This window comes from Roseococcus suduntuyensis (assembly GCF_014196305.1).
GTDB lineage: Bacteria > Pseudomonadota > Alphaproteobacteria > Acetobacterales > Acetobacteraceae > Roseococcus > Roseococcus suduntuyensis.
In genome coordinates, this window is record NZ_JACIDJ010000001.1 from 407,944 (window position 1) to 429,828 (window position 21,885).

At 65.5% G+C, this 21,885-nt stretch carries 17 protein-coding genes and 1 tRNA gene; 9 read left to right on the forward strand and 9 right to left on the reverse strand.

Going from position 1 to position 21,885, the window contains the following annotated elements:
* The first annotated feature begins 16 nt into the window (after window positions 1-16).
* The 5 genes from GGQ83_RS01880 to GGQ83_RS01900 all read left to right on the forward strand — a co-directional run bounded on the left by GGQ83_RS01880 (window position 17) and on the right by GGQ83_RS01900 (window position 3,795).
* Entirely contained in the window at window positions 17-973 is a 957-nt protein-coding gene (locus GGQ83_RS01880; RefSeq protein WP_184381901.1) for a GDP-mannose 4,6-dehydratase, read from the forward strand.
* Between the two features lie 36 nt (window positions 974-1,009).
* Entirely contained in the window at window positions 1,010-1,465 is a 456-nt protein-coding gene (hemJ, locus tag GGQ83_RS01885; protein WP_184381902.1) for a protoporphyrinogen oxidase HemJ, read from the forward strand.
* Between the two features lie 163 nt (window positions 1,466-1,628).
* Window positions 1,629-2,909, forward strand: a complete 1,281-nt coding sequence (gene rho / locus GGQ83_RS01890; RefSeq protein WP_184381903.1) for a transcription termination factor Rho — start codon at window positions 1,629-1,631, stop codon at window positions 2,907-2,909.
* Between the two features lie 306 nt (window positions 2,910-3,215).
* Window positions 3,216-3,470 carry a hypothetical protein gene (locus GGQ83_RS01895; protein WP_184381904.1) on the forward strand — a complete coding sequence of 85 codons (255 nt, stop codon included), beginning with the start codon at window positions 3,216-3,218 and terminating at the stop codon, window positions 3,468-3,470.
* 55 nt (window positions 3,471-3,525) lie between these two features.
* Window positions 3,526-3,795, forward strand: coding sequence for a YMGG-like glycine zipper-containing protein (locus GGQ83_RS01900; protein WP_184381905.1), 270 nt, complete (start codon window positions 3,526-3,528; stop codon window positions 3,793-3,795).
* Window positions 3,796-4,070: 275 nt separating this feature from the next.
* Here the strand turns inward: GGQ83_RS01900 and acnA are convergent, their stop codons facing one another.
* A complete protein-coding gene (gene acnA / locus GGQ83_RS01905) occupies window positions 4,071-6,764 on the reverse strand; it encodes an aconitate hydratase AcnA (protein ID WP_184381906.1) in 2,694 nt (897 codons plus the stop codon).
* Window positions 6,765-6,824: 60 nt separating this feature from the next.
* On the opposite strand from acnA, the gene ccmA reads away from it, so the two are divergent.
* The 4 genes from ccmA (at window position 6,825) to GGQ83_RS01925 (ending at window position 10,469) form a co-directional block, all read left to right on the forward strand.
* Window positions 6,825-7,427, forward strand: coding sequence for a heme ABC exporter ATP-binding protein CcmA (gene ccmA / locus GGQ83_RS01910; RefSeq protein ID WP_242534830.1), 603 nt, complete (start codon window positions 6,825-6,827; stop codon window positions 7,425-7,427).
* Window positions 7,424-8,074 (forward strand): heme exporter protein CcmB, encoded by a 651-nt coding sequence (ccmB, locus tag GGQ83_RS01915; protein WP_184381907.1) that lies wholly within the window; start codon window positions 7,424-7,426, stop codon window positions 8,072-8,074. Before ccmA ends, ccmB begins: the two co-directional genes overlap by 4 nt.
* A 52-nt stretch (window positions 8,075-8,126) precedes the next feature.
* Window positions 8,127-8,217, forward strand: a tRNA-Ser gene (locus GGQ83_RS01920).
* A 404-nt stretch (window positions 8,218-8,621) separates the two neighbouring features.
* Window positions 8,622-10,469, forward strand: a complete 1,848-nt coding sequence (locus GGQ83_RS01925; RefSeq protein ID WP_184381908.1) for a DUF262 domain-containing protein — start codon at window positions 8,622-8,624, stop codon at window positions 10,467-10,469.
* A gap of 176 nt (window positions 10,470-10,645) precedes the next feature.
* Here GGQ83_RS01925 and GGQ83_RS01930 read toward each other — a convergent pair whose 3' ends face one another.
* From GGQ83_RS01930 to GGQ83_RS01965, 8 genes are all read right to left on the reverse strand, one after another.
* The gene (locus GGQ83_RS01930) at window positions 10,646-13,609 is read right to left on the reverse strand and encodes a type I restriction endonuclease subunit R (protein ID WP_184381909.1); all 2,964 of its coding nucleotides are present in this window, start codon (window positions 13,607-13,609) and stop codon (window positions 10,646-10,648) included.
* Window positions 13,606-14,808 (reverse strand): restriction endonuclease subunit S, encoded by a 1,203-nt coding sequence (locus tag GGQ83_RS01935; RefSeq protein WP_184381910.1) that lies wholly within the window; start codon window positions 14,806-14,808, stop codon window positions 13,606-13,608. The genes GGQ83_RS01930 and GGQ83_RS01935 overlap by 4 nt, the downstream gene beginning before the upstream one ends.
* On the reverse strand, window positions 14,795-16,297 hold the full coding sequence (locus GGQ83_RS01940; protein WP_184381911.1) for a type I restriction-modification system subunit M: 1,503 nt from the start codon (window positions 16,295-16,297) through the stop codon (window positions 14,795-14,797). The genes GGQ83_RS01935 and GGQ83_RS01940 overlap by 14 nt, the downstream gene beginning before the upstream one ends.
* On the reverse strand, window positions 16,294-17,796 hold the full coding sequence (locus tag GGQ83_RS01945; RefSeq protein WP_184381912.1) for a type I restriction-modification system subunit M: 1,503 nt from the start codon (window positions 17,794-17,796) through the stop codon (window positions 16,294-16,296). Before GGQ83_RS01945 ends, GGQ83_RS01940 begins: the two co-directional genes overlap by 4 nt.
* 94 nt (window positions 17,797-17,890) lie before the next feature.
* Entirely contained in the window at window positions 17,891-18,859 is a 969-nt protein-coding gene (locus GGQ83_RS01950) for a DUF932 domain-containing protein (protein WP_184381913.1), read from the reverse strand.
* A gap of 258 nt (window positions 18,860-19,117) precedes the next feature.
* A complete protein-coding gene (locus tag GGQ83_RS01955; RefSeq protein WP_184381914.1) occupies window positions 19,118-19,552 on the reverse strand; it encodes a hypothetical protein in 435 nt (144 codons plus the stop codon).
* Window positions 19,549-20,901, reverse strand: a complete 1,353-nt coding sequence (locus tag GGQ83_RS01960; RefSeq protein WP_184381915.1) for a recombinase family protein — start codon at window positions 20,899-20,901, stop codon at window positions 19,549-19,551. Before GGQ83_RS01960 ends, GGQ83_RS01955 begins: the two co-directional genes overlap by 4 nt.
* Window positions 20,898-21,404, reverse strand: a complete 507-nt coding sequence (locus tag GGQ83_RS01965; protein ID WP_184381916.1) for a DUF2924 domain-containing protein — start codon at window positions 21,402-21,404, stop codon at window positions 20,898-20,900. The genes GGQ83_RS01960 and GGQ83_RS01965 overlap by 4 nt, the downstream gene beginning before the upstream one ends.
* Window positions 21,405-21,885: the final 481 nt, after the last annotated feature.

The following is a 21,885-nucleotide window of genomic DNA, read 5'->3' on the forward strand; positions in this document are numbered from 1 at the left end:
CTGCTAGAAACAGGACATGAAACGCATCCTCGTCACGGGGGCCTCCGGTTTCGTGGGCCGCCACCTGCTGCCTGTCCTGCGGGCCTGCTTTCCGGCCGCGCGGCTGATGGGCGTGCGGCATGGCGCGGCCCTCTCCGGCTGGGATGAGGCGGTGGAACTGCCACTGGAGGATTCCGCCGCGCTTCGCACCGCGCTGACCCTCGCGCGGCCCGAGGGGCTGGTGCATCTGGCGGCACTTTCCTCGGTGGGCGGCTCCTTCCAGGACCCGCTGGCGGTGTGGGAGGTCAATCTCGGCCACACGCTGCGGCTGGCCGAGGCGGTGCGGGAAGCCGTGCCGGAATGCCGCTGCGTCTTCGCCTCCACGGCCGAGGTCTATGGGCTGTCCTTCCAGGGCGGGCTGCCGCTGGACGAGGACGCCCCCATGCGCCCGGCCAACCCCTATGCGGCCTCCAAGGCCGCGGCGGACCTGGCCGTGGGCGAGGCCGCGCTGCGCGGGTTGCGGGCCGTGCGGCTGCGCCCCTTCAACCACAGCGGCCCGGGCCAGGCGCCGGCCTTCGTCCTGCCCGCCTTCGCCCGCCAGGTGGCGCGCATCGAGGCCGGCTTGCAGCCCCCGGTCATGGAGGTGGGCGCGCTGGACCGCTGGCGCGACATGCTGGACGTGCGCGACGTCTGCCGCGCCTATGCCCTGGCGCTGGACCGCTTCGACGCCCTGCCCAACGGGGCGGCCTTCAACCTCGCCACCGGCCACCCGCAACGCATCGCGGACCTGCTGGAGGCCCTGCGCGCCCGGGCCAGCCGCTCCATCGAAATCCGCACCAGCCCAGGCCTGCTGCGCCCCACCGACGTGCCCAGCGCCAGCGGCAACCCCCGCGCGGCGCGGGACCTGTTGGGCTGGGCGCCGGAATTCACCATCGAGCAGACGCTGGAGACGGTGCTGGCGGATTGGCGCGGGCGGGCGCGGCACGAGGCCTAGCTTGCCGCCGGGCCGGCTTCGGATTCATATGCGCGCATGACCATAGACGCGCTGGCGCCGGCCTATCTCTGGGTGAAATCCCTGCATTTGATGGCCGTGATGGCCTGGATGGCGGGGCTGTTCTACCTGCCGCGCCTCTATGTCTATCACTCCGACATCCCGCCCGGCGCGGGCGTGGAGCATGAACGCTTCAAGAAGATGGAGCGCCTGCTGCTGCGCGCCATCATGAACCCCTCGATGATCGCGACCTGGCTGTTCGGCATCATCCTCGTGCTGACACCGGGGGCCATGTCCTGGACCGAGGGCTGGTGGCACCTGAAGCTGGCCTCGGTGCTGGCGATGACCTGGTTCCACATGTACCTGGCGAAGCACCGCCGCGCCTTCGAGCGCGACGAGCGCCTGTTCCCCCAACGCCACTGGCGCATCATGAACGAGGTGCCGACCGTGCTGATGATCGTCATCGTCATCATGGTGATCGTGAAGCCGTTCTGACGCGTCCTTGTTGACGGGCGGCGCGGCCGCCCCTAACTGTCAATGCACCGGCGCGCCCGCGAGGCCCCCGGCCCTTCCTCCGCGCAGATATCTCCCCCGCCGGCCCGGCCGGACCCCGCCCCCGAGAGATGTCGCGCCAACATTCGCGGAACACGTCCCCGCCATGCATCTTTCCGAACTCAAGGCCAAGACGCCGCCCGAACTCCTCGCCTTCGCCGAGGAAGTCCAGGTCGAGAACGCCTCCTCCCTGCGCAAGCAGGACATGATGTTCGCCATTCTCAAGACCCTGGCGGACAATGACCAGGCGATCTACGGCGAAGGCACCCTGGAAATCCTGCCCGACGGCTTCGGCTATCTGCGCAGCCCGCAGGCCAACTTCCTGCCCGGCCCCGATGACATCTACGTCTCCCCCGCCCAGGTGCGCCGCTTCGGCCTGCGCACCGGCGATACGGTGGAAGGCCAGATCCGGGCCCCCAAGGATGGCGAACGCTACTTCGCCATGCTCAAGATCAATTCGGTGAATTTCGAGCCGCCCGAGGCGCTGCGCCACCGGATCAACTTCGACAACCTGACGCCGCTCTACCCCACCCGCCGCCTCCTCATGGAGAACGCGGAGATGGAGGCGGATTCCAAGAACAAGGGCCCGATGAAGGACATGACGCACCGCGTCATCGACCTCATCTCGCCCATCGGCATGGGCCAGCGCGCCCTGATCGTCGCCCCGCCGCGCACCGGCAAGACGATGATGCTGCAGACCATCGCCAAGTCCATCACGGCCAACAATCCCGAAGTCTTCCTCATGGTGCTGCTCATTGACGAGCGCCCTGAGGAAGTGACCGACATGGCCCGCACCGTGCGGGGCGAGGTGGTCGCCTCCACCTTCGACGAGCCGGCCACCCGCCACGTCCAGGTCACGGAGATGGTGCTGGAAAAGGCCAAGCGCCTGGTCGAGCACAAGCGGGACGTGGTGATCCTGCTGGACTCCATCACGCGCCTCGGCCGCGCCTACAACAGCGTCGTTCCCTCCTCGGGCAAGGTGCTGACGGGCGGCGTGGACGCCAATGCGCTCCAGCGCCCCAAGCGCTTCTTCGGCGCCGCGCGCAACATCGAGGAAGGCGGTTCGCTGACCATCATCGCCACCGCGCTGATCGACACCGGCAGCCGCATGGACGAGGTGATCTTCGAAGAGTTCAAGGGCACCGGCAACAGCGAGATCATCCTGGACCGCAAGCTCTCGGACAAGCGCGTCTTCCCGGCCATCGACATCACCAAGTCCGGCACCCGCAAGGAGGAGCTGCTGGTGGACCGTGGCACGCTGTCCAAGATGTGGGTGCTGCGCCGTATCCTGAACCCGATGGGCACGCAGGACGCGATGGAGTTCCTGCAGGACAAGCTGAAGTACAGCAAGACCAATCAGGACTTCTTTGATGCTATGAACACGTAGTGTTCATAGCATTTTGATGCCCTCAGGCGCCGGGCGCGCGCGTCATGCCGGAGGCGTGCCAGCGGCACGACGCGCTTGGCTTTCGCCGCGCTGCGGGGATACCGGCCGCGCGGTTGCATGGGCGGCGCCGGCCACCTTGCGGCCGGATACTGAAAAGGTTCGCCCCTCAGGGGCCGGGCACCCCCTCCCGCGCAACCAACCCAACCCCAGATAGTTGAATGCTGGCGGCAAAGTGACGACCGCCCCCATTTTCCCGCCGCGTTCCTGGTGCAACCAGAGCGGGAAGACGCTGAAAGGAATAACGCCATGACCCGTCAATTCACCCTGGCCGCCGCTCTGGTGGCCGCGCTCGCCACCGCCGGCTGCACCAACCCCTATAGCCAAGGCCAGCGCGCGGCCGGTGGCGGCCTGATCGGCGCCGGCGCCGGCGCCCTGCTGGGCGGCGCGGTGGGCGGCGGCAGCGGTGCCGCCATCGGCGCCATCACGGGCGGTGCGGTCGGTGCCGCCACGGGTGTGATCACCACGCCGCAGCGCCCGCGCGGCCGCGGCTACTATCGGTGAATCAACGGCGCGTTCGTGGTAGGCTGCCTGGGTCACACCAGAGGAGCCGCCACGAATGCGCCGCCTTGCCCTGCCCCTGACCCTCGCCGCCGCGCTCGCCACGGCCGGCTGCACCAACCCCAATGATCCTGGCCAGCGCGCCGCGGGCGGCGGCCTGATCGGCGCCGGGGCCGGCGCGGCCTTGGGCGCCATGATCGGCGGCGGCCGTGGCGCCGCGATCGGCGCCATCACGGGCGGTGCCGTGGGTGTCGCCACCGGCGTGGTCACCACGCCGCAACCGCCGCCCCAGCCCTATTACGGACGCCCGGAACCCGAGCTGAAATAGCCGGCCACCGGCTCCGGCGCCGCATCGGGTTGGCCCGCCCGCAGGCGGCGTCACCCCTTCACCGCGGCATCGGCCATCCGGCGCAGAAGCTGCGCATGGCGCAGCGCGGCATCCAGTGCCGCCACATCCCCCTGGCCGCGCGCCGCCGGCCGTGGCCTTCAGCCCTCGGTCATCACATCCAGGTGCCGAGGAGGAACGGGCCCAGCCTGCCCAGCAGGCCGGCCGTCAGTCAAAAGGGCCGGGGGCGGAGTGCCGCCCCCGGTCTTGTCATGGCCTCAGGCCGCCATCCCGCGCAGCACGTAGTGGAGGATGCCGCCATTGCGGTAGTATTCGACCTCGTCGGCGGTATCCACGCGGCACTGCACCTCGGTCTTCACCTGGGTGCCGTCGGCGCGGGTGATGACGATGGGCATCATCATCCGGGGCTTCAGTTCCTCCACGCCCAGGATGTCCACCGTCTCGTCGCCGGTCAGGCCGAGGGTGGCGCGGCTCTCGCCTTCCTTGAACACCAGCGGCAGCACGCCCATGCCCACGAGGTTCGAGCGGTGGATGCGCTCGAAGCTCTCCGCGATCACGGCCTTCACGCCCAGCAGGAAGGTGCCCTTCGCCGCCCAGTCGCGCGAGGAACCCGTGCCGTATTCCTTGCCGCCGAAGACGACCAGCGGCACGCCCTCGTTCCGGTAGCGCATGGCGACGTCATAGATCGGCGCCGTCTCGCCCGAAGGGTAGTGCTTGGACACGCCGCCCTCGATGCCCGGCACCATCTCGTTCTTGATGCGGATATTGGCGAAGGTGCCGCGCATCATGACCTGGTGGTTGCCGCGGCGGGCGCCGTAGCTGTTGAAGTCCGCCTGCCGGACCTGATGCTCCATCAGGTATTCGCCGGCCGGGCTCACCTTGCGGATGTTGCCGGCGGGCGAGATGTGGTCCGTCGTGATGCTGTCGCCCAGCAGGCCCAGGATGCGCGCGCCCTTCACGGAGGCGAGCGGCTTCACCTCCATGGTCATGCCCTCGAAATAGGGCGGGTTCTGCACATAGGTGGAGCCGGAGTTCCAGCGATAGGTGTCGCTGCCCGCATCCACCTTGATGGCGCGCCACTGGGTCGTGCCGTTGAACACGTCCTTGTAGCGGTCCATGAACATCTGCCGCGTCAGCACGGAGTGGACGATGCCCTCGACCTCCTCCTGGCTCGGCCAGATGTCGGCCAGCATCACGGGCTTGCCGTCGCTGCCGGTGCCGATCGGCTCCTTGGTCAGGTCGAGCTTCACGCTGCCGGCCAGCGAATAGGCCACCACCAGCGGGGGCGAGGCCAGGTAGTTGGCGCGGACGTTCGCGTGGACGCGGCCCTCGAAGTTGCGGTTGCCCGAGAGCACGCCGGCCACCACCAGCTTCTCGCCCTCGATGGCGTCCACCATGGCATCCGGCAGCGGGCCGGAATTGCCGATGCAGGTGGTGCAGCCATAGCCGACGGTCTGGAAGCCCATCGCGTCCAGGTCCTCGGTCAGGCCCGAGGCGTTCAGGTAGTCCGTCACCACCTGGGAGCCCGGCGCCAGCGAGGTCTTCACCCAGGCCTTGGGCCGCAGCCCCTTGGCCCGCGCCTTGCGCGCCACGAGGCCGGCGGCCACCAGCACATAGGGGTTGGAGGTGTTGGTGCAGGAGGTGATGGCCGCGATCACGACATCGCCATGGCCGAGGTCGAAGTTGGACCCCTCCACCGGCACGCGCTTGTTCGCCTCGTCACCGGGCACGCCCATGTTGCCGGCGGCCAGGTCCTTGGCGAAGGACGGGGCGATGGAGCCCAGCGCCACGCGGTCCTGCGGGCGCTTCGGGCCGGCCAGCGAGGGCTCGACCGTCGAGAGGTCGAGTTCCAGCGTGTCGGTGAAGACCGGGTCGGGCGAGGTCTCGTCGCGCCACATGCCCTGGGCCTTGCAGTATTCGCGCACCAGGTTCACGCGGTGCTCGTCGCGGCCGGAGAGCTTCAGGTAGCCCAGCGTGATCTCGTCCACCGGGAAGAAGCCGCAGGTGGCGCCGTATTCCGGGGCCATGTTCGCGATGGTCGCGCGGTCGGCCAGCGGCATGTGGGTCAGGCCCGGGCCGAAGAACTCGACGAACTTGCCGACCACGCCCTTCTTGCGGAGCATCTGCGTGACGGTCAGCACCATGTCGGTGGCGGTGACGCCTTCCTTCAGCTTGCCGGTCAGCTTGAAGCCGATCACGTCCGGGATCAGCATGGCGATGGGCTGGCCGAGCATGGCGGCCTCGGCCTCGATGCCGCCCACGCCCCAGCCCAGCACGCCCAACCCGTTGATCATGGTGGTGTGGCTGTCGGTGCCGTAGCAGCTGTCGGGATAGACATAGGTGTCGCCCGCATCGGTCGCGGTCCAGACCACCTGGCCCAGGTATTCGAGGTTCACCTGGTGGCAGATGCCCGCCCCCGGCGGCACCACGCGGAAATTGTTGAACGCCTCCTGGCCCCAGCGCAGGAACTCGTAGCGCTCGCCATTGCGCTCGAACTCGATGTCCACGTTCTTCTGGAGCGCGTTGGCGGTGCCCGAGACGTCCACCATGACCGAGTGGTCAATGACCAGGTCCACGGGAACCAGCGGGTTCACCTTGCGCGGGTCGCCGCCCAGCTTCGCCAGCGCGTCGCGCATGGCGGCCAGGTCCACCACCGCGGGCACGCCCGTGAAGTCCTGCAGCAGGATGCGGGCGGGGCGGAAGGGCACTTCCTTGGTCGAGCTGCCGCCATTGGCCAGCCAGCCGGCCAGGGACTTGGCGTCCTCCACCGTGTAGGAGCGGCCGTTCTCGAAGCGGAGGATGTTCTCCAGCAGCACCTTCAGCGAGTAGGGCAGGCGCGCGATGTCGCCGATCTTGGCCGCCGCTTCCGGCAGGCTGAAGTACTTGTAGGTCTTGCCGTCCACCAGGAGCTCGCGCCCGGTTCCGAGGCTGTCATGCCCGATCATGCGCATTGGGTGCTTCCTCAACAACTCTTGCGCCCGGCGTTTAAGCATGGCCTTCTGCTCGGGTCCATGGAGGCGGCCCTGTTCACCGCGCAAGATTTGGCCTGCTGGCGCGCGGAACGCCTCGTTTTCGCGGAAATCTCCTTCACGCTGGCGCCCGGCGAGGCGCTGTTGCTGACCGGCGCCAATGGCGCGGGCAAGTCCTCCCTGCTGCGCGTGCTGGCCGGGCTGCTGCCCGCCGCCGAGGGCAAGCTGCTGTGGAACAACGAGGACGCCCTGGCCGACCGCGTCACCCACGGCGCCCGCCTGCGCTACCTGGGCCACCAGGACGCGCTGAAACCTGCCCTCAGCGCCGCCGAGAACCTCGGCTTCTACGCCCGGCTGCATGGTGGCGACGTGCCCGCCGCGCTGGAGGCGCTGGACCTTCTGCCCCTGGCGGATTTGCCTGCACGGGTGCTCTCCTCCGGGCAGAAGCGGCGGCTGGCCTTGGCGCGGCTGGCGCTGGCGCCCTGCGGGCTGTGGCTGCTGGATGAGCCGACCGTGGGGCTGGATACGGCCTCGGTGGCGCGGCTGGGGCCGCTGCTGGCGGCGCACCGCGCCCGCGGCGGCATGGTGATCGCCGCCACCCACCTTCCCCTGCCCTTGCCCGATGCCCGGGAGTTGCGGCTGTGAGGGCGCTGGTCGGCCGCGAATTGCGCCTGGCTTTGCGGCACCCGGCCGATACGCTCTCGGCCGTGCTGTTCTTCGTGCTGGTGGCGGCGCTGTTCCCCTTCGGCGTGGGGCCCTCACCGGAGTTGCTGGCGCGGCTGGCGCCGGGGGCCTTGCTGGCCTCGGCGCTGCTGGCGGCGCTGTTGCCGCTGGACCGGCTGTTCGGGGCGGAGGCGGAGGATGGCTCGCTCGACCAGCTTCTGCTGTCCGGCCTGCACCCGGCCGCCATCGCGGCGGCCAAGGCGCTGGGGCATTGGTGCACCACCGGCATTCCCCTGGTGCTGGCCACCCCCGTGGCGGCCGCCCTTCTGAACCTGCCCATCGAAGCCTGGGGGGTGGCGATGCTCTCGCTGGGCCTCGCTTCGGCCATCCTGTCGGTGTTCGGCGCGGCGGGCGCGGCGCTGACCCTGGGCGCGCGGCGGGGGGGCGTGCTGCTGCCGCTTCTGGTGCTGCCGCTGGCCATCCCGGCCGTGATCTTCGGCGCCGCGGCCATCGAGGCGGCGGCGAGCGGGCTGGAGGCCCGGCCCTATCTGCTGCTGGAGGCGGCGATCCTGGCGCTGGCGGCCCCCATGGCGCCGCTGGCCGCGGGGGCGGCGCTGCGCGGGGATTGAGCGGGACCCTGCTTGCGGAGGGGGCGCGCTGCGCTTATGGAGGCGCCCAGCGGGACAGGTGGCCGAGCGGTCGAAGGCGCGCGCCTGGAAAGTGCGTATAGGTCAAAAGCCTATCGTGGGTTCGAATCCCACCCTGTCCGCCAGTTCCCATACGAGCCATGCTCTCCACCTGACCGAGCGGCGCGCTGTGTGGCAGGTTTCCTGGGGTTTTCAGGACAAACCTGTTGCCTGGCTCGGCGCGGAGAAGGCGGAAAATCGCTCTCCGGAGGTCAATTCTCTCCGGACCTCCTGACTTGGCCGTTTTAGTACGGAACGCAAAAACCAAGGTCAAAGGCCGGTTTCAGCGAGGTCGGCCCTTGCCCCGGTTCGAATCCCACTTGCATGAAATCCGTACTGCGACATCGAACACTTTGGTACGGCGCCGCCCAGCAGGCCTTTGGCCACGAGATCGGCCGGTCTCGCCTGGAGCTACAGAAGGCGGGCGGCGTCGGAAAGATCCGGGACCGCGCTCTGGCGCTCCGGCAGTTACCTGGGGAATGATGGCCCCATGAAACCAAACTACTTGGCACTACGGAATCTGTTCGGGCAATCGGAACGCTTCATCGTTCCGCTTTTTCAGCGTCCATACGTCTGGACGCAGGAGGAGCAGTGGGAGCCGCTCTGGGACGACATCCAGGCTGTGGCAGAGCGAGTTCGCCAAGCCGGCACGGGTGAAGCCATCAAGGGCCATTTCCTCGGATCGGTGGTGCTGGAGCAACGCTCCCATGCCACGGGCGGCCTTCCAATTCGCGAGGTAATCGATGGCCAACAACGCTTGACCACGCTGCAGGTGTGCCTCCACGCAGCTTCCCACGCTATGACCGCCTCGGCTGCGGCGTCAGCGAAGATCGGCCAGGACGACGCTGGTCGGCTTGCGGGCCTTGCTGCCCGGCAAGTGGCAGCGCTGACACGCAATACGCTCGTGAGCGAGGATGAAGAGGCCTACAAAGTCTGGCCCACGAACGATGATCGAGCAGCGTTTCGTGAGGTCATGGATGCAACCGGGCCCGACGCAATCGCCCCCACCTCGACGAAGCTCAGCGATGCATATCGCTTCTTCTACGCGGCCGCGGAGCAATATCTGAAGGAGGATTCCGATGGGCGTGTCGCCCAGGCCCTTGCGGCAGCGGTGCAGGATCACCTGAGGCTGATAGTGCTCGACCTCGAGGGAACGGATGAGCCTCAGGCAATTTTCGAGACGCTCAACGCGCGCGGGACTCCGCTGCTTCCCGCGGACTTGGTGAAGAACTGGCTCCTGTGGGAAGCCCAACGGCAGCAGAGCGACCTCGTTGCGCTCTACCAGGCGCACTGGCGCCCCTTTGATAGTGACAGCGCGTACTGGCGGAAGAAGATCGGGACTGGGCATGCCAGCCGGCCGCGTGTGGACACTTTTCTGGCAAACTGGTTATCCGAGCGCCGCGCCGAACCTGTTTCGGCGACTCACATCTACGAACAGTTTCTTCGCCATGTTTCTCCCGCAGCTGGCGTCCGACCGCCCGTTAGGCCGCTGATGGCGGAGATCCAGTCGAGGTCCCAACTTTACCGGAGCATTGACCAACCTGCGCAGAGTGGTGACCGCTTTACCGTCTTCCTCAATCGGCTTCAGGCGATGGATATCGTCGCACTGCATCCACTGCTCATGCATCTCCTTGCCCGCGCTGGCAGCGACGCCAACGATCGGAACGCCATTGCTGAGATGCTTGAATCCTACCTGGTGCGTCGCATGGTATGCGGGTTGAATACACGGGGCTACAGCACCCAATTCGTGAAACTGATCAAGCCGATATCTGAGGCTGACCCATCATCCCCAGCGGCCCCGGTCGTGGCCCAGGAACTCACGAAAGCACAGGACGGGTCAGCAGTATGGCCAAGCGATGCGAAGTTCGAAGCTGAATGGCTGACGCGCCCTCTGTATGGAAATCTGCGGCGCGAGCGGTTGGTCATGATCCTGCGTGCGCTGGAAGAGGCACTGAGGGCCAAAAAGACGAAAATGGAGCCAACGAGCGTGGATTTCTCGATGCTTCAGGTCGAGCATGTCATGCCCACGAGCTGGCAATCGCATTGGCCGCTCCCGGAGGGCGATCGTGCGGAGCGGGAAGCGGAGCGCTCTGGCCATCTTAACCGGATCGGCAATCTGACCCTAGTGAGTAGCGCCCTGAACCCAACTCTCTCCAACGCCGCTTGGAACCACGACAACCCGAAGAAGTCAAAGCGTGCTGCGCTCGACGAGCACAGCACGCTGCTTCTGAACAAAGCTCTCGTGAAATACGAATCGTGGGATGAGGTCAGAATCGGAAAGCGCGCTCGCGCACTCTTCGATGTGGCTGTTGGCATTTGGCCCGCGCCACCAGGGTAATCTGATCCAGAAAGACGCGGGCAGCGTGCCGGCGCGGAATCTATCTTTGACGCACCTACTCGTCGATATCGCGCGGAAAGCACAGCTCCATCTGTGGCTCGCCCGCCGAGATAAGAACTTGGTAGGGCGTCATTCGCCTGAGGGTGAACACACGCACGTGCACCCCGGCACTCACCTCAATAATACTCCCGGATGTACCCGTAGGCCTTCTCGAAGAGGTCGGCGTCTTGGTGCAGCTTGTATCGGAATAGCGTTTGCCGGAGCGCCTTCTTGACCTCTCGCTCACCGGCGTGGGTTGCCTGCCATCCGTCGAAGCGGACTGCGCGCACGATCTCATCGATATCGTCGACGACGCGTTTCACCATCACTGGCGTATCGCCGGTCCGTGCCTCCTCAAACAGCGCAGTCAGCGCCGCCTTGCCGCGGTCGATGTCCTCTTCCTCGGGTGTTTCGCGCTCCGTCCTGACGACATCCTTCGCCAGGGCCAGCAGCTCCTTCAGGAAGTCGATGGAGAGCAGGAGGCCCTGCTGATGGCGGTTCTTCAGATCTTCGAGCCGCTCGCCGAGGGCCTTGAATTTCGGGTTCCCTGAATGCTTCCGAAGCCGACCGGCCAGCTTGATCGATACCTCCTTCGCCTTCTTATCCGGGTCGGGGTTCCCGAGAACGGCTTCGAGGAGATCAGCATCCAGGACGAGCGTGTCGAGGTCATCGCGCACGGCATCAACATGGACGTTCGCGTGAATGAGCTCGATGGTCTTGGCGCCAAGCTGGTGCCACAGCAGGCGGCCGGTACCGGTTGAAGGCTTCAGCGACTCATAGACCTGCGCGAGCCAGCGATAATCCGCTTCATGCTGCGCCAGCACCGGATCAGGTGAGAGTGCCTCCCAGATGCGCGCCAGCACGTTGAATTCCGCAGCGAAGGCGTCGCGCAAATCGTTGTTCGGAATGCACTCTTGCGCGGCGATGAGACCTTCGTAGCCGGTCAGGCTGCGATCCACGCCGGCGAAGTAGGCCAGGCACTTTTGCAGCGCGGTCGGCAGGGCGTTGACCAGCTCGGCGATGTTCGAGACCGCCTTCTGCACGCCCTCTTCGTCGAACTTCAGCGCCTGCGCCACGTCGTCGAAGATGCCGAGGTAATCGACAATCAGGCCGTGGGTCTTCTGCTCGCCATAGGGCCGGTTGGTGCGGCAGATCGCCTGTAGCAGCGTGTGGTCGCGCAGCGGCTTGTCGAGATACATCGTCTGCAGGATCGGCGCGTCGAAGCCGGTGAGCAGCTTCGACGTCACGATGATGATCTTCAACGGGTCCTTCGGATCGCGGAAGCGGTCGAGCAGCTTCTCCTCAGCATCCCGCTCGCGCTTGTACGGGGCGTACTGTGGCTCGCCGCTGTTGACCGAGATGACGATGTCCGAGACTTCCGGCGGCAGGTGCCGGTCGAGCTCCTGCTTGTACAAAAGGCAGCTCTCACGATCGAAGGTGACCACCTGTGCGCCAAAACCGTTCGGTGCGACCTTCTCCTGGAAGTGCTTGGCGATGTCGGCGCAGATCGCGCGGATGCGCGCGGGCGACTTCACCAGGATCGACATCTTGGCCGCCGCCTTGCCCAGCCGGTCGCGGTCTTCATCCGTCAGGCCCTGGGTCAGCTCGGCGTAGGCTTCCTCAATTGCCTTCTGGTCGATGTGCAGGTCCACCAGGCGCGGCTCAAAGTGCAGCTCCTTCGTCGCGCCGTCACGGATGGAATCGTTCAGGCCATATCGGCTCATGTAGCCGCCGTCATCGCCCTCTGCGCCGAAGGCGTAGAAGGTGTTCCGGTCAGTGCGGTTGATTGGCGTGCCGGTCAGCCCGAACAGGAACGCGTTCGGCAGCGCCTCACGCATCTTGCGACCCAGACCGCCTTCCTGCGTGCGGTGTGCCTCGTCCACCATGACGATGATGTTGTCACGGTCGTTCAGCACACCGTCCGCTTCGGCGAATTTGTGGATCGTGGTGATCACGACCTTCCTCGCGTCCTTGGCCAGAAGCTCGGCCAGTTCCTTGCGGCTTTCGGTACGCACCATGTTGGCCATGTCGGCGGCATAGAAGGTGCCGGAGATCTGGCTGTCGAGGTCGATCCGGTCGACGACCACCAGCACCGTTGGGTTCTTCAGCGCCGGATGCAGCCGCAGCTTACGGGCGGCGAACAGCATGAGGAGTGACTTGCCTGATCCCTGGAAATGCCAGAGCAGGCCCTTCCGCGGCTGGCCGGCGACCACGCGCGCGATGATCTTGTTGACGCCATCCACCTGCTGGTAGCGGGCAATGATCTTGATGCGCTGCTTGCCCTTCTGCGTGGCGAAGGCCGTGAAGCTGGCCAGCATGTCGAGCACCATCGCGGGCCGCAGCATTGATGTAGCGGCCTTCTCCACCTCGCTGAGTGATTGCTGGCCGTCGCCGTCCCGCCAGGGCCCCCACATGTCGACCGGCATCCGGACAGAGCCGTAGCGGAGTTCCTTGCCTTCCGTCGCCACCGACAGGACGTTGGGAACGAACAGCTCGGGCACATTGCGCTCGTAATCGTCGTGCACCTGGAGGGCGGCGTCCAGCCAACTCTGGCTGGAGCGCACCGGCGTCTTGGCCTCGATGAGCACCAGCGGAACGCCGTTGACCAGCAGCACCAGATCGGCGCGCTTCTCGGTCTTGCCGGCACGAATGGTGAATTGCTGAGTGACGACGAAACTGTTCAGCTCGATGTTGTCGAAGTCGATCAGGCGGATGGTGACATGTTCGCCATTCGCGCCGAAGGGCATGGAGCGTTCACCGAGAAGCCAGGCGGCAAACTCCTCGTTCGCCTTGACCAGCCCGTCCTGTCGCGCGCCCAGGATGATGGCGCGCAGGCGGTAGAGCACGTCATCAACCCGGACAGGGTTCGCGGCAATCGCGGGGTTGAGGCGGATCAGGGCAGCGCGCAGGTGGTGCTCGACCATTACCTCCTGCGGCTGCCGGGGAAGGTCGGCGGGGGTGACATAGTGCCAGCCTAGGCCCGCGATCTTGCCGCCCATCCGGGCGAGGCCGGGCGAGAATTGCGATGGGCGGGCAGAAGCGGCCCCTGCAAGAAGGTCGCGCAGGTGGGCTTCGACGGTGCTGGCTTCTGTGAAGGTCACTCGGCACCTCCGGTGAAAGCCTTGAACAACTCGCGTTTCAAATCGCGCAGCCTCTCGACACGAGCTGAGATACCCTTGGCTTGTGCGTCGAGTGCACCAAGCGATCGCACGGCTTGTCGCTGGATCTCTATCGGAGGAACGACCAGCGTATGTGCGCGAATATCCTGACCGTTCACCTTCCAGATGCCATTTGAGGACTTCGCCCGCGATATCAGTCGACCATGCACGGCTGGATGGTTCCACTGCGCTACAACAAAGTCCGGCAGCAGGCGCGCTGCGTCGAACCGCATCCGGATGAGCAGGTCCGGATAGACCAAATCGGGATAGGTTAGACGGCTGATTCCAACACGGCCGCAAATGTCACGGTTGCCGTTCCCGCGAACAGCGAAAATGTCGCCGGCCTGCACTGTGAAAGGACGTGCGTCGGCCGTCGTCATATCAACGAACTTGACGCAGCCGTCGGGATCGAAAAGACCGTTGCGGATCGCGCTTATGCTGACGGTCTTGAAACCGACAGCACTATCGCTCGGAGCAGGTGAACGACCGTTGGTGGGGCCATCCACCAGCAGTTCCCCAACCTTCCGGCGCTCTGCGCCAGTCCCATACTGGTTGATAACCTGGCTAACGAAGGACGCGCGCATTGCAGCAAGCTGATCGCCTGCAACTCCTATAGCCTCGTCGGCAACCCGATAAGCGACAAACGCCTCCACCAGACGCGCCTGCTCCTGAATTGGCGGCAGCATGAACTCGAAAGCTTCGAGATCCGAGAAGTTGATGTATGGGTTCACTGAGCCTTTCGAGTGCTTAATCGAATAGCTGTGGAATGCCTCGGTCTGCATCAGGAAGGGCAGCAGTTCGGGCATCAACCCGCTTTGGTCCTTCGCTTCGAGGACGAAGGTTGTATTTGCCGTTATCCCTTCGAAATCTGCCAGCGCCACCTTACGCAGATACGTCCGCCGCGAGCCGTACAGCACATGCCCCGGCTTGAACCGCATGTGGAAGGCAGGTCCAAGGTAATCGTCTCCGATCAGGCCCCAGCGGCGGACGCGCAGATCGTCGGTGTCCATATGTTCTCCGGCGACATAACGCTCCAGCCCGGACTCCCAGGGATCGACCCTGTCGTTGACCTTGCGCACCACGTCGCCAAACGCCACTCGTGCCCACCCCGCCTTGGACAGCGGCCGCTCAAGCATCGACATCCTCCGCAGGCGTCAGGCCATCGAGCATGTCCACCAGCGCGTCCATGCCCAGCCAAAATTCTCGCCCTTCCTCATCGAACGCCGCCCAGGTCGTGGCCAGCGTGGCATCGCCAGTCGCCGCGGTAGCCTTGGGGCGCTTCACATAGCGGGCGATCGACAGGTTGCCCTCCGCGGCCAGCACATCAGCCGTACTGGCTACAGCGGCAAAGCCAGGCTCATCCGCGAAGGCCTGGTAGGCGGAGAGGATGCGCGTCTGATGCTCGGTTCTTAGGAAGCTCTGCGCCCGTTCGCGCGCGATCTCGGCCACGGCGTCGATGAAAAGAATGCGGCCCTGCGCCTCGGCCGGCTTCCGCGATCGGCAGATTACGACGCAAGCCTCCATCGGCGAGTTGTAGAAGAGGCCCGGGCCGAGCCCGAGCACGCATTCGACGCGGTCGGATTCGACCAGCTTGCGCCGCATCTCTGCCTCTTCGTTACGGAACAGCACGCCGTGCGGGAACAGGACCGCACAGCGCCCTGTCTTCGGGTCCATGGATGCCAAGATGTGCTGGAAGAAGGCGTAGTCCGCCCTCCCCTGCGGTGGAGTGCCGAGAAAATTGCGCCCCCAGGAGTCCTGCTCCCACGCGCCACGGTTCCATTTCTTGATGGAGTAGGGCGGGTTGGCAAGGACCACATCGAAGGTCCTCAGCCGGTCGCCCTGCACAAAAGCCGGCGTAGCAAGCGTGTTGCCGCTGGCGACGTGGAAGTCATCCACGCCGTGGATAACGAGGTTCATCCGCGCGATGGCGGCGGTGATGGTGATCAGCTCCTGCCCGAACAGGCCAATGGTGCGCGTGTCCCCCCCGCGTCGTTTCGCCTCGGCCAGACAGGAGATCAGCATGCCGCCCGTGCCGCAGGTCGGGTCGTAGATGCTCTCGCCCGGCTTCGGTTCCAGCATCTGCGCCATCAGGTGGACCAGGGTGCGGTTGGTGTAGAACTCCTGCGCCGTGTGGCCGCTGTCGTCAGCGAACTTCTTGATCAGGTACTCGTAGCCGTTGCCGAGTTCGTCCTCGGGCACGGCGGCCAGCGTGAGGTCGTGCTTCGAGAAGTGCTCGATCAAGTTCTTCAGCGTGCTGTCGGGCATCTGGGCCTTGTCGGTCCAGTTCGCATTGCCGAAGACGCCCTGGAGGCGTTCGGCGTTGGCAGCCTCGATGGCGAGGAAGGCCGACAGAAGTGCGCGGCCCACGTCGCGCGGTGCGGCGCGGACATTCTTCCAGTGCGCGCCGTCGGGGATGACGAAGCGGTCATTGGCCGTGGCGGTCGCGTAGCCCTCGTCGCCTGTCTCATCGCGCGCCTGCCGGTAATCCTCGTCCCAGACATCGGACAGGCGTTTGAAGAACATCAACGGGAAGATGTATTGCTTGTAGTCGCTGGCATCGACGAGGCCGCGCAGCAGCGTGGCGGCGCCCCAGAGATAAACCTCGAGCTCGCGTTGGCTCAGCTGGGTCACGACAGCCAGCCTCCCTCGACCAGCACCTTGCGCAGGTGATCCTCGGCCGCACGCGCCTCGACGAGTGCGGTCTTGAACGCCTCGACGGCTTCAGGCAGCGGCGGAATATCATGGCCGATGGGGGGCATGACGTAGCGCGAGATGTTCAGCGTCCAGCCTTCCTTCTTGATCTCGTCCAGCGTGGCGACCTTCGCGCGGTCCTCGACATCCTCGAAGGCGTGGTACCAGGCGACGATCTGGTCGCTGTGCTCCTGGTCAAGGAAGTTTTGCGCGCGGCCTTTGCGAAACAGGCTTGAGGCGTCGATGATCAGGACCTTGTTCTTCCGGTCCGCAGGCTTCTTTCGGCGCAGGATCACCACGCATCCGGCCAGCTGCGTCCCGTAGAACAGGTTCGGCGCAAGACCGATGACCGCCTCGACCATGTCGTTTTCGAGCAGAGCCTGCCGGATGGTCCCTTCTGCCGATTTGCGGAAAAGGGCGCCCTGCGGCAGGACAACCGCCATGCGGCTGTTCCCGGTGGCCGCCATCGAGGCGATCATGTGCTGGACGAAGGCATAGTCGCCGTAGCTATCGGGCGGAATGCCGTATCGGGCACGTCCCCAGGGATCGGCCTCCCACACATCGCGTCCCCATTCCTTCAAGGAGAAGGGTGGGTTCGCGATCACGCAGTCGAATGTCGCCAAGCCGCCGGTGCTGGGGTCGGTGAATGTCGGGTTGCGCAAGGTGTCTTCGCGGGCGATCTGGAAGTCCTCGATCCCGTGCAGGACGAGGTTCATGCGCGCGATGGCCGAGGTCGTGAGGTTCTTCTCCTGCCCGTAGATCCGGCCATAGAAGGTCCGCGGATCCCCGCCTTTGCGCGTGACATGCTCGATCGCCCCGAGCAGCATCCCGCCGGTGCCGCACGCAGGGTCGTAGATGCTCTCGCCTTCCTTGGGGTCGAGGATCTCGACCATCATCCGGACGACGCTGCGGGGAGTGTAGAACTCGCCCGCCTTGTTCCGCCGCGTGACGTCGGCGAACTTGCCGACCAGATATTCGTAGGCGTCACCGAGCACATCCGTGCTGACGGCGGCGTTGCCGAGCCGGATCTCGGAAAAGCCCTCAATGAGGTCCTTCAGCAGCTCGTCGGCGAATTTCTCCTTGTTGCCCCAGTCGGCCGAGCCGAAGACGCGGAACAGGGTGTCCGGATTCGTGCGCTCGATCTCCTGCATGGCCTTCTGCAGCGCAGCGCCGACATTCGCCGCCACCTGCCGGATGTCATTCCAGTGGCAGCCGTCAGGCAGAACGAAGCGGTGGACCTCAGGGAAGTGGGACGGATCGGCGTCGCCGTAGGTGTCACGCGCCTCGGCCGTCTCTTCGTCCCACACATCCGAGATACGCTTGAAGAACAGAAGTGGGAGGATGTAGCCCTTCCAGTCGGTTCGATCGACCGCAGACCCGCGCAGGACGTTGGCCGCCTGCCACAGCGCGGACTTCAGCGGATTCGCTGTTTCGGACATCACGCTTTTCCTGCGCAATGGCTAGCGTGTAGCCGGGAAGCAGCCGCATCGATGCCCAAGAGCTGAGTGGGCGGATATCTGTTGGCCAATTCGTTCATAGGGCCTCAATCAACTCTGCAGTCTGCCGGTATTCGGCCAAGTAGTGATCGAAAGAAAAATCTGGGCTCTTGATGGCCGATATGAAGTCGTCCATCCAACTACCCGCCTTCTCCTGCAAGCCATGCATGCTTGCTTCCGGCGCGATCACGCCCGTCGGTCTCGAGGCATAGTCTGTCAGTACATTCAGCGCGGCATAGCCGTGCGGGCCCATGTCCGAGAAGTAGGCTTCGGTGAGGCTACTGGCTTGTTGGCGCAGCGCCAGAAGATCGCTTACGCGCCTTTGCTTTGTCAGGACCTCTTTGGTCACCCGGATGTCGAAGGCTCGGCATAGCAGGGGCAGCATTTCCTTCGGGGGCACGTGGTATCGCTTCAACTGGTGCAGTTTCTCAGTGAGCGCGGTTTCGAGCTTACGGATGTCGCCGATGTTTTCGGCGAAGCGATCCACCCGGTCCATGCCGCGCCGCGTGTGGGCGTAGCTGAACTCTATGCTTTTGCTTCCAAAAATGATGCCGTTCAAGCAGATCCAGCGGCAGAAGCCGAGTTCGAAGCGCAGAAGACGGGTGCGGTTGTAACTATTGCTGATACGAAGAAAGGCGGTCCACTTGTCCCTTTCCCAAGGGGAGAAGTCAGCAGTCTTGTGAATCAAGTCAATATGACAGAAGGATCGGCTCTTTGGCATAGTGATATTCAAGCATTCCATGTCACTTAGCTGAGTGGTATGAAATACCTTTTGCATAACTTCGGCCGCCATTACGTAAGCTGCCTCATTCGTGACCAGCTTGTATTCTTCAGTTACCACAGCGAAGGGGTTCTGACGCTCCACATCAACGACAGCGAAATGCCGATCAAGCTTGTTGTAACTTTCGGAGCGGCCCGAGCCCCTCATAAACAGCGGGCGCATTTCCACCGGGAAGAATGCTTCTTGGGGGTTGCGGGGTTTCCAAGGTCGAGCGGCGATCGTCATGCCTTCGTGCCTTTTCCCGCCCGCCTCGCGACAAGCGCTACTCCCCTGATATCGAATGGAAGTCGGCGCTTCGTTCCCACCATTTACCCTCCTCCTGGTCCGGTCCGGTACAAGGTCATGTCGGCGGAAACGGCACCGCAATCATCATCGCAGATAGCCGAAATCGTAGCCATGGCAACAATATCGATTCAGTCTCCGAGGCGGGGCGCCAGGATATCGGCCTAGCGGCGGGCACAAGGCCCAAGCAGTTCAAGCGGGCTATCCAACAGGCCACGGCACCGGGCTTGGAGGGGGTGCCTGTCGCGGAGCGCAGAAATGAATCGGGCGCTGCCTCTCCCACTCCACCGGAAACAGCTCCATCAGCCCCGGCAGCGTCATGCCCTCCGGCTGCCGCCCGTCGAGAATCGCCTCGACGATATCCGGTGCCAACAGCGTCAGCCGCAGCATTCGCGAGACATAGGACGAGTTGATCTTCTCGGCCGTCGCCAGCTCATTGATCGTGCCGTAGCGGCCCGCCTCCATCATCCGCCGCCACCGGAACGCCCGAGCCAGCGCCTTCACCAACGTGGTGTCCGCAGCCGAGGAGCCCCGGTTCGTGGTGCTGACAGGCGCGATCATCAGCTTCCGCCCGCCCCGCGGCTTCCGGACCGCCAGCGGCACTCGGACGGTTAGCATCTGCGCGGCGCCGGTCATGCCGCTGCCCTCGCCGTTTCGGTCGGCGGCGCCGCGAGGTCCCGCGCGAGGCTCGCCAGCCCCTCTAGCTTCAGCCGAACGTCAGCTCCGCCAATGCCGATGTCCACCCGGTCGACCAGGAGGCGGATGATCCGCGCCTGCTCCGCGGGGAAGAGTTCCTCCCACAGCGGGTCGAGCCGCTCCAGCGCCAGCCTCGCCTCGTCCTCGGTCATGTCGGGCGCCGAGGCACGTGCCGCGCGCCAGGCGCCCAGCACCACCTCCGGCTGGCGCAGCAGCCCCCTGACCTGCGCAATGACCGCGCCCTCGATCTCGGCGGCGGAAACGCGCGCGATGGCCGGCCCGTCTGCCGCGCTGCCCTTCAGCACCGACTGGCTGACATAGTAGCGGTACTGCTGACCGCGGCGGCCTCGCGCGTGGGTTGGCGACATGGCGCGCCCGTCGCTGCCGAAGATCAGCCCGCGCAGCAGGGCCGGCGTCTGACAGCGGGCGCGGTTGGCGCGTGTCTTCGGGCTGACCGCCAGCAGGGCGTGCGCCGCATCCCACATCGCCCGTGGCACGATGGCGGCATGCTCGCCGGGATGCGACTTCCCCTTGTGCATCGCCTCGCCGAGATAGGTCCGGTTGCTCAGCACCCGATAGATGTCGCTCTTGGTGAAGGCGCGGCCGCGCTTCGTCGTGGCGCCCTCGGCCCGGAGCATGGTCACCAGCTTCGTGCCTGATTCCGTCTCGACGAAGCCTTCGAAGATCCGGCGCACCAGTGCCGCCTCGGCTTCGTTCACCAGCAGCTTGCGATCGCGCGCATCGTAGCCGAGCGGCACGAAGCCACCCATCCAGATCCCACGCGCCCGCGACGCAGCCACCTTGTCGCGGATGCGCTCGCCTATGACCTCCCGCTCGAACTGGGCGAAGCTGAGCAGGATGTTCAGCGTCAGCCGCCCCATGCTGGTGGTCGTGTTGAAGGACTGCGTGACGGAGACGAAGGTAACGTTGTTCGCGTCGAACACCTCCACCAGCTTGGCGAAGTCCATCAGCGCGCGCGACAGCCGGTCGATCTTGTAGACCACCACCACATCGATCAGCCCGCGCTCGATGTCCGCCAGCAGGCGGCGCAGCGAAGGCCGCTCCAGTGTCCCGCCAGAAACGCCGCCGTCGTCGTAGCGCTCGCGGATCAGCACCCAGCCCTCCGACCGCTGGCTGGTGATGTAGGCCTCGCAGGCCTCGCGCTGCGCGTCGAGGGAGTTGAATTCCATGTCGAGCCCTTCCTCGCTCGACTTCCGCGTGTAGATGGCGGCGCGGATCTTCCGCACCGTGGCCGGCATCGCGGTCTCGGCGGCTGGCTTGCGCTTCATGCCGTGCCCCTCCGGTTCTTCAGGCCAAAGAACAGCCAGCCATTCCAGCGCGTGCCGGTGATGGCGCGCGCGATGGAGGAGAGCGACTGGTAGGGGCGCCCCTGATACTCGTAGCCGTCGTGCAGCACGGTGACGCTGTGCTCGACGCCCTGGTACTCGCGGATGAGGCGCGTGCCGGTAATCGGCTTGTCGTCGCCGCGGATGCGCCGCAGGACGGGGTTCCCGCCATCCAGCTGTTCACCCAGGGCCTCGAGGCGCTGGATGGTCTCGGGCTTCAGGCCGCCATAGGCGAGTTCCTGGATCCGGTAGGCCAGGCGGCTCTCCAGGAAGCGCCGATTGTAGGGCGGCGGCTCGGCCGCGAAGAGCTCCCGCCATTGCTGCTTCAAGTCCGGCGTGGCGGTGGACTTCAGGGCTGCCAGGCGCCCGAGCACGTCGGCCGGTGGAATGGCTGAGATGGTCGGCGCCGGCGGGGTGCCAGCTTTGGATTTGGTGGCGCGTGTCATGCGGGTCTCCGGTTGGTCCGGTTCGCATCCAGGCGCTGAGGGGACGGGAAGTGTAGGTCGCGCTCTCCCTGGTCAGCAGCCTCGCGCGCAGCTTCCTCGGCAGCGCGGCTCCGCAGCCGCACGAGGCCGGCGGCCAGGATGCTGCAGACCTCGCGGAGGTGCGGCGGGAGGTGGGGATTGGAGCGGTTCGGTGGCATGGCTGGGAGGCAAGATCGTGTCGCCCAACCGAGAACAACAGCGAAAACAATCTCTTAGAGAATTCCCGCGGGAACAAAAGCGCCGCTGCGAAATCCCGCGTAGGGCGCCGCCGGACCCGCTTTCTGCACGGCGACGTTCATGGCGCAGCGAATCGGCGCCGGCGCAGGGGCCCATCCCGGAAGCTAAATCCTGCGCCACGTCCAGCTTCGCGGCTTGACGTAGGACTCAGGCGCCGACTACGCCACTCCGCTAAGTGCCACAGGCAAGGATTTCGCCGGATGCA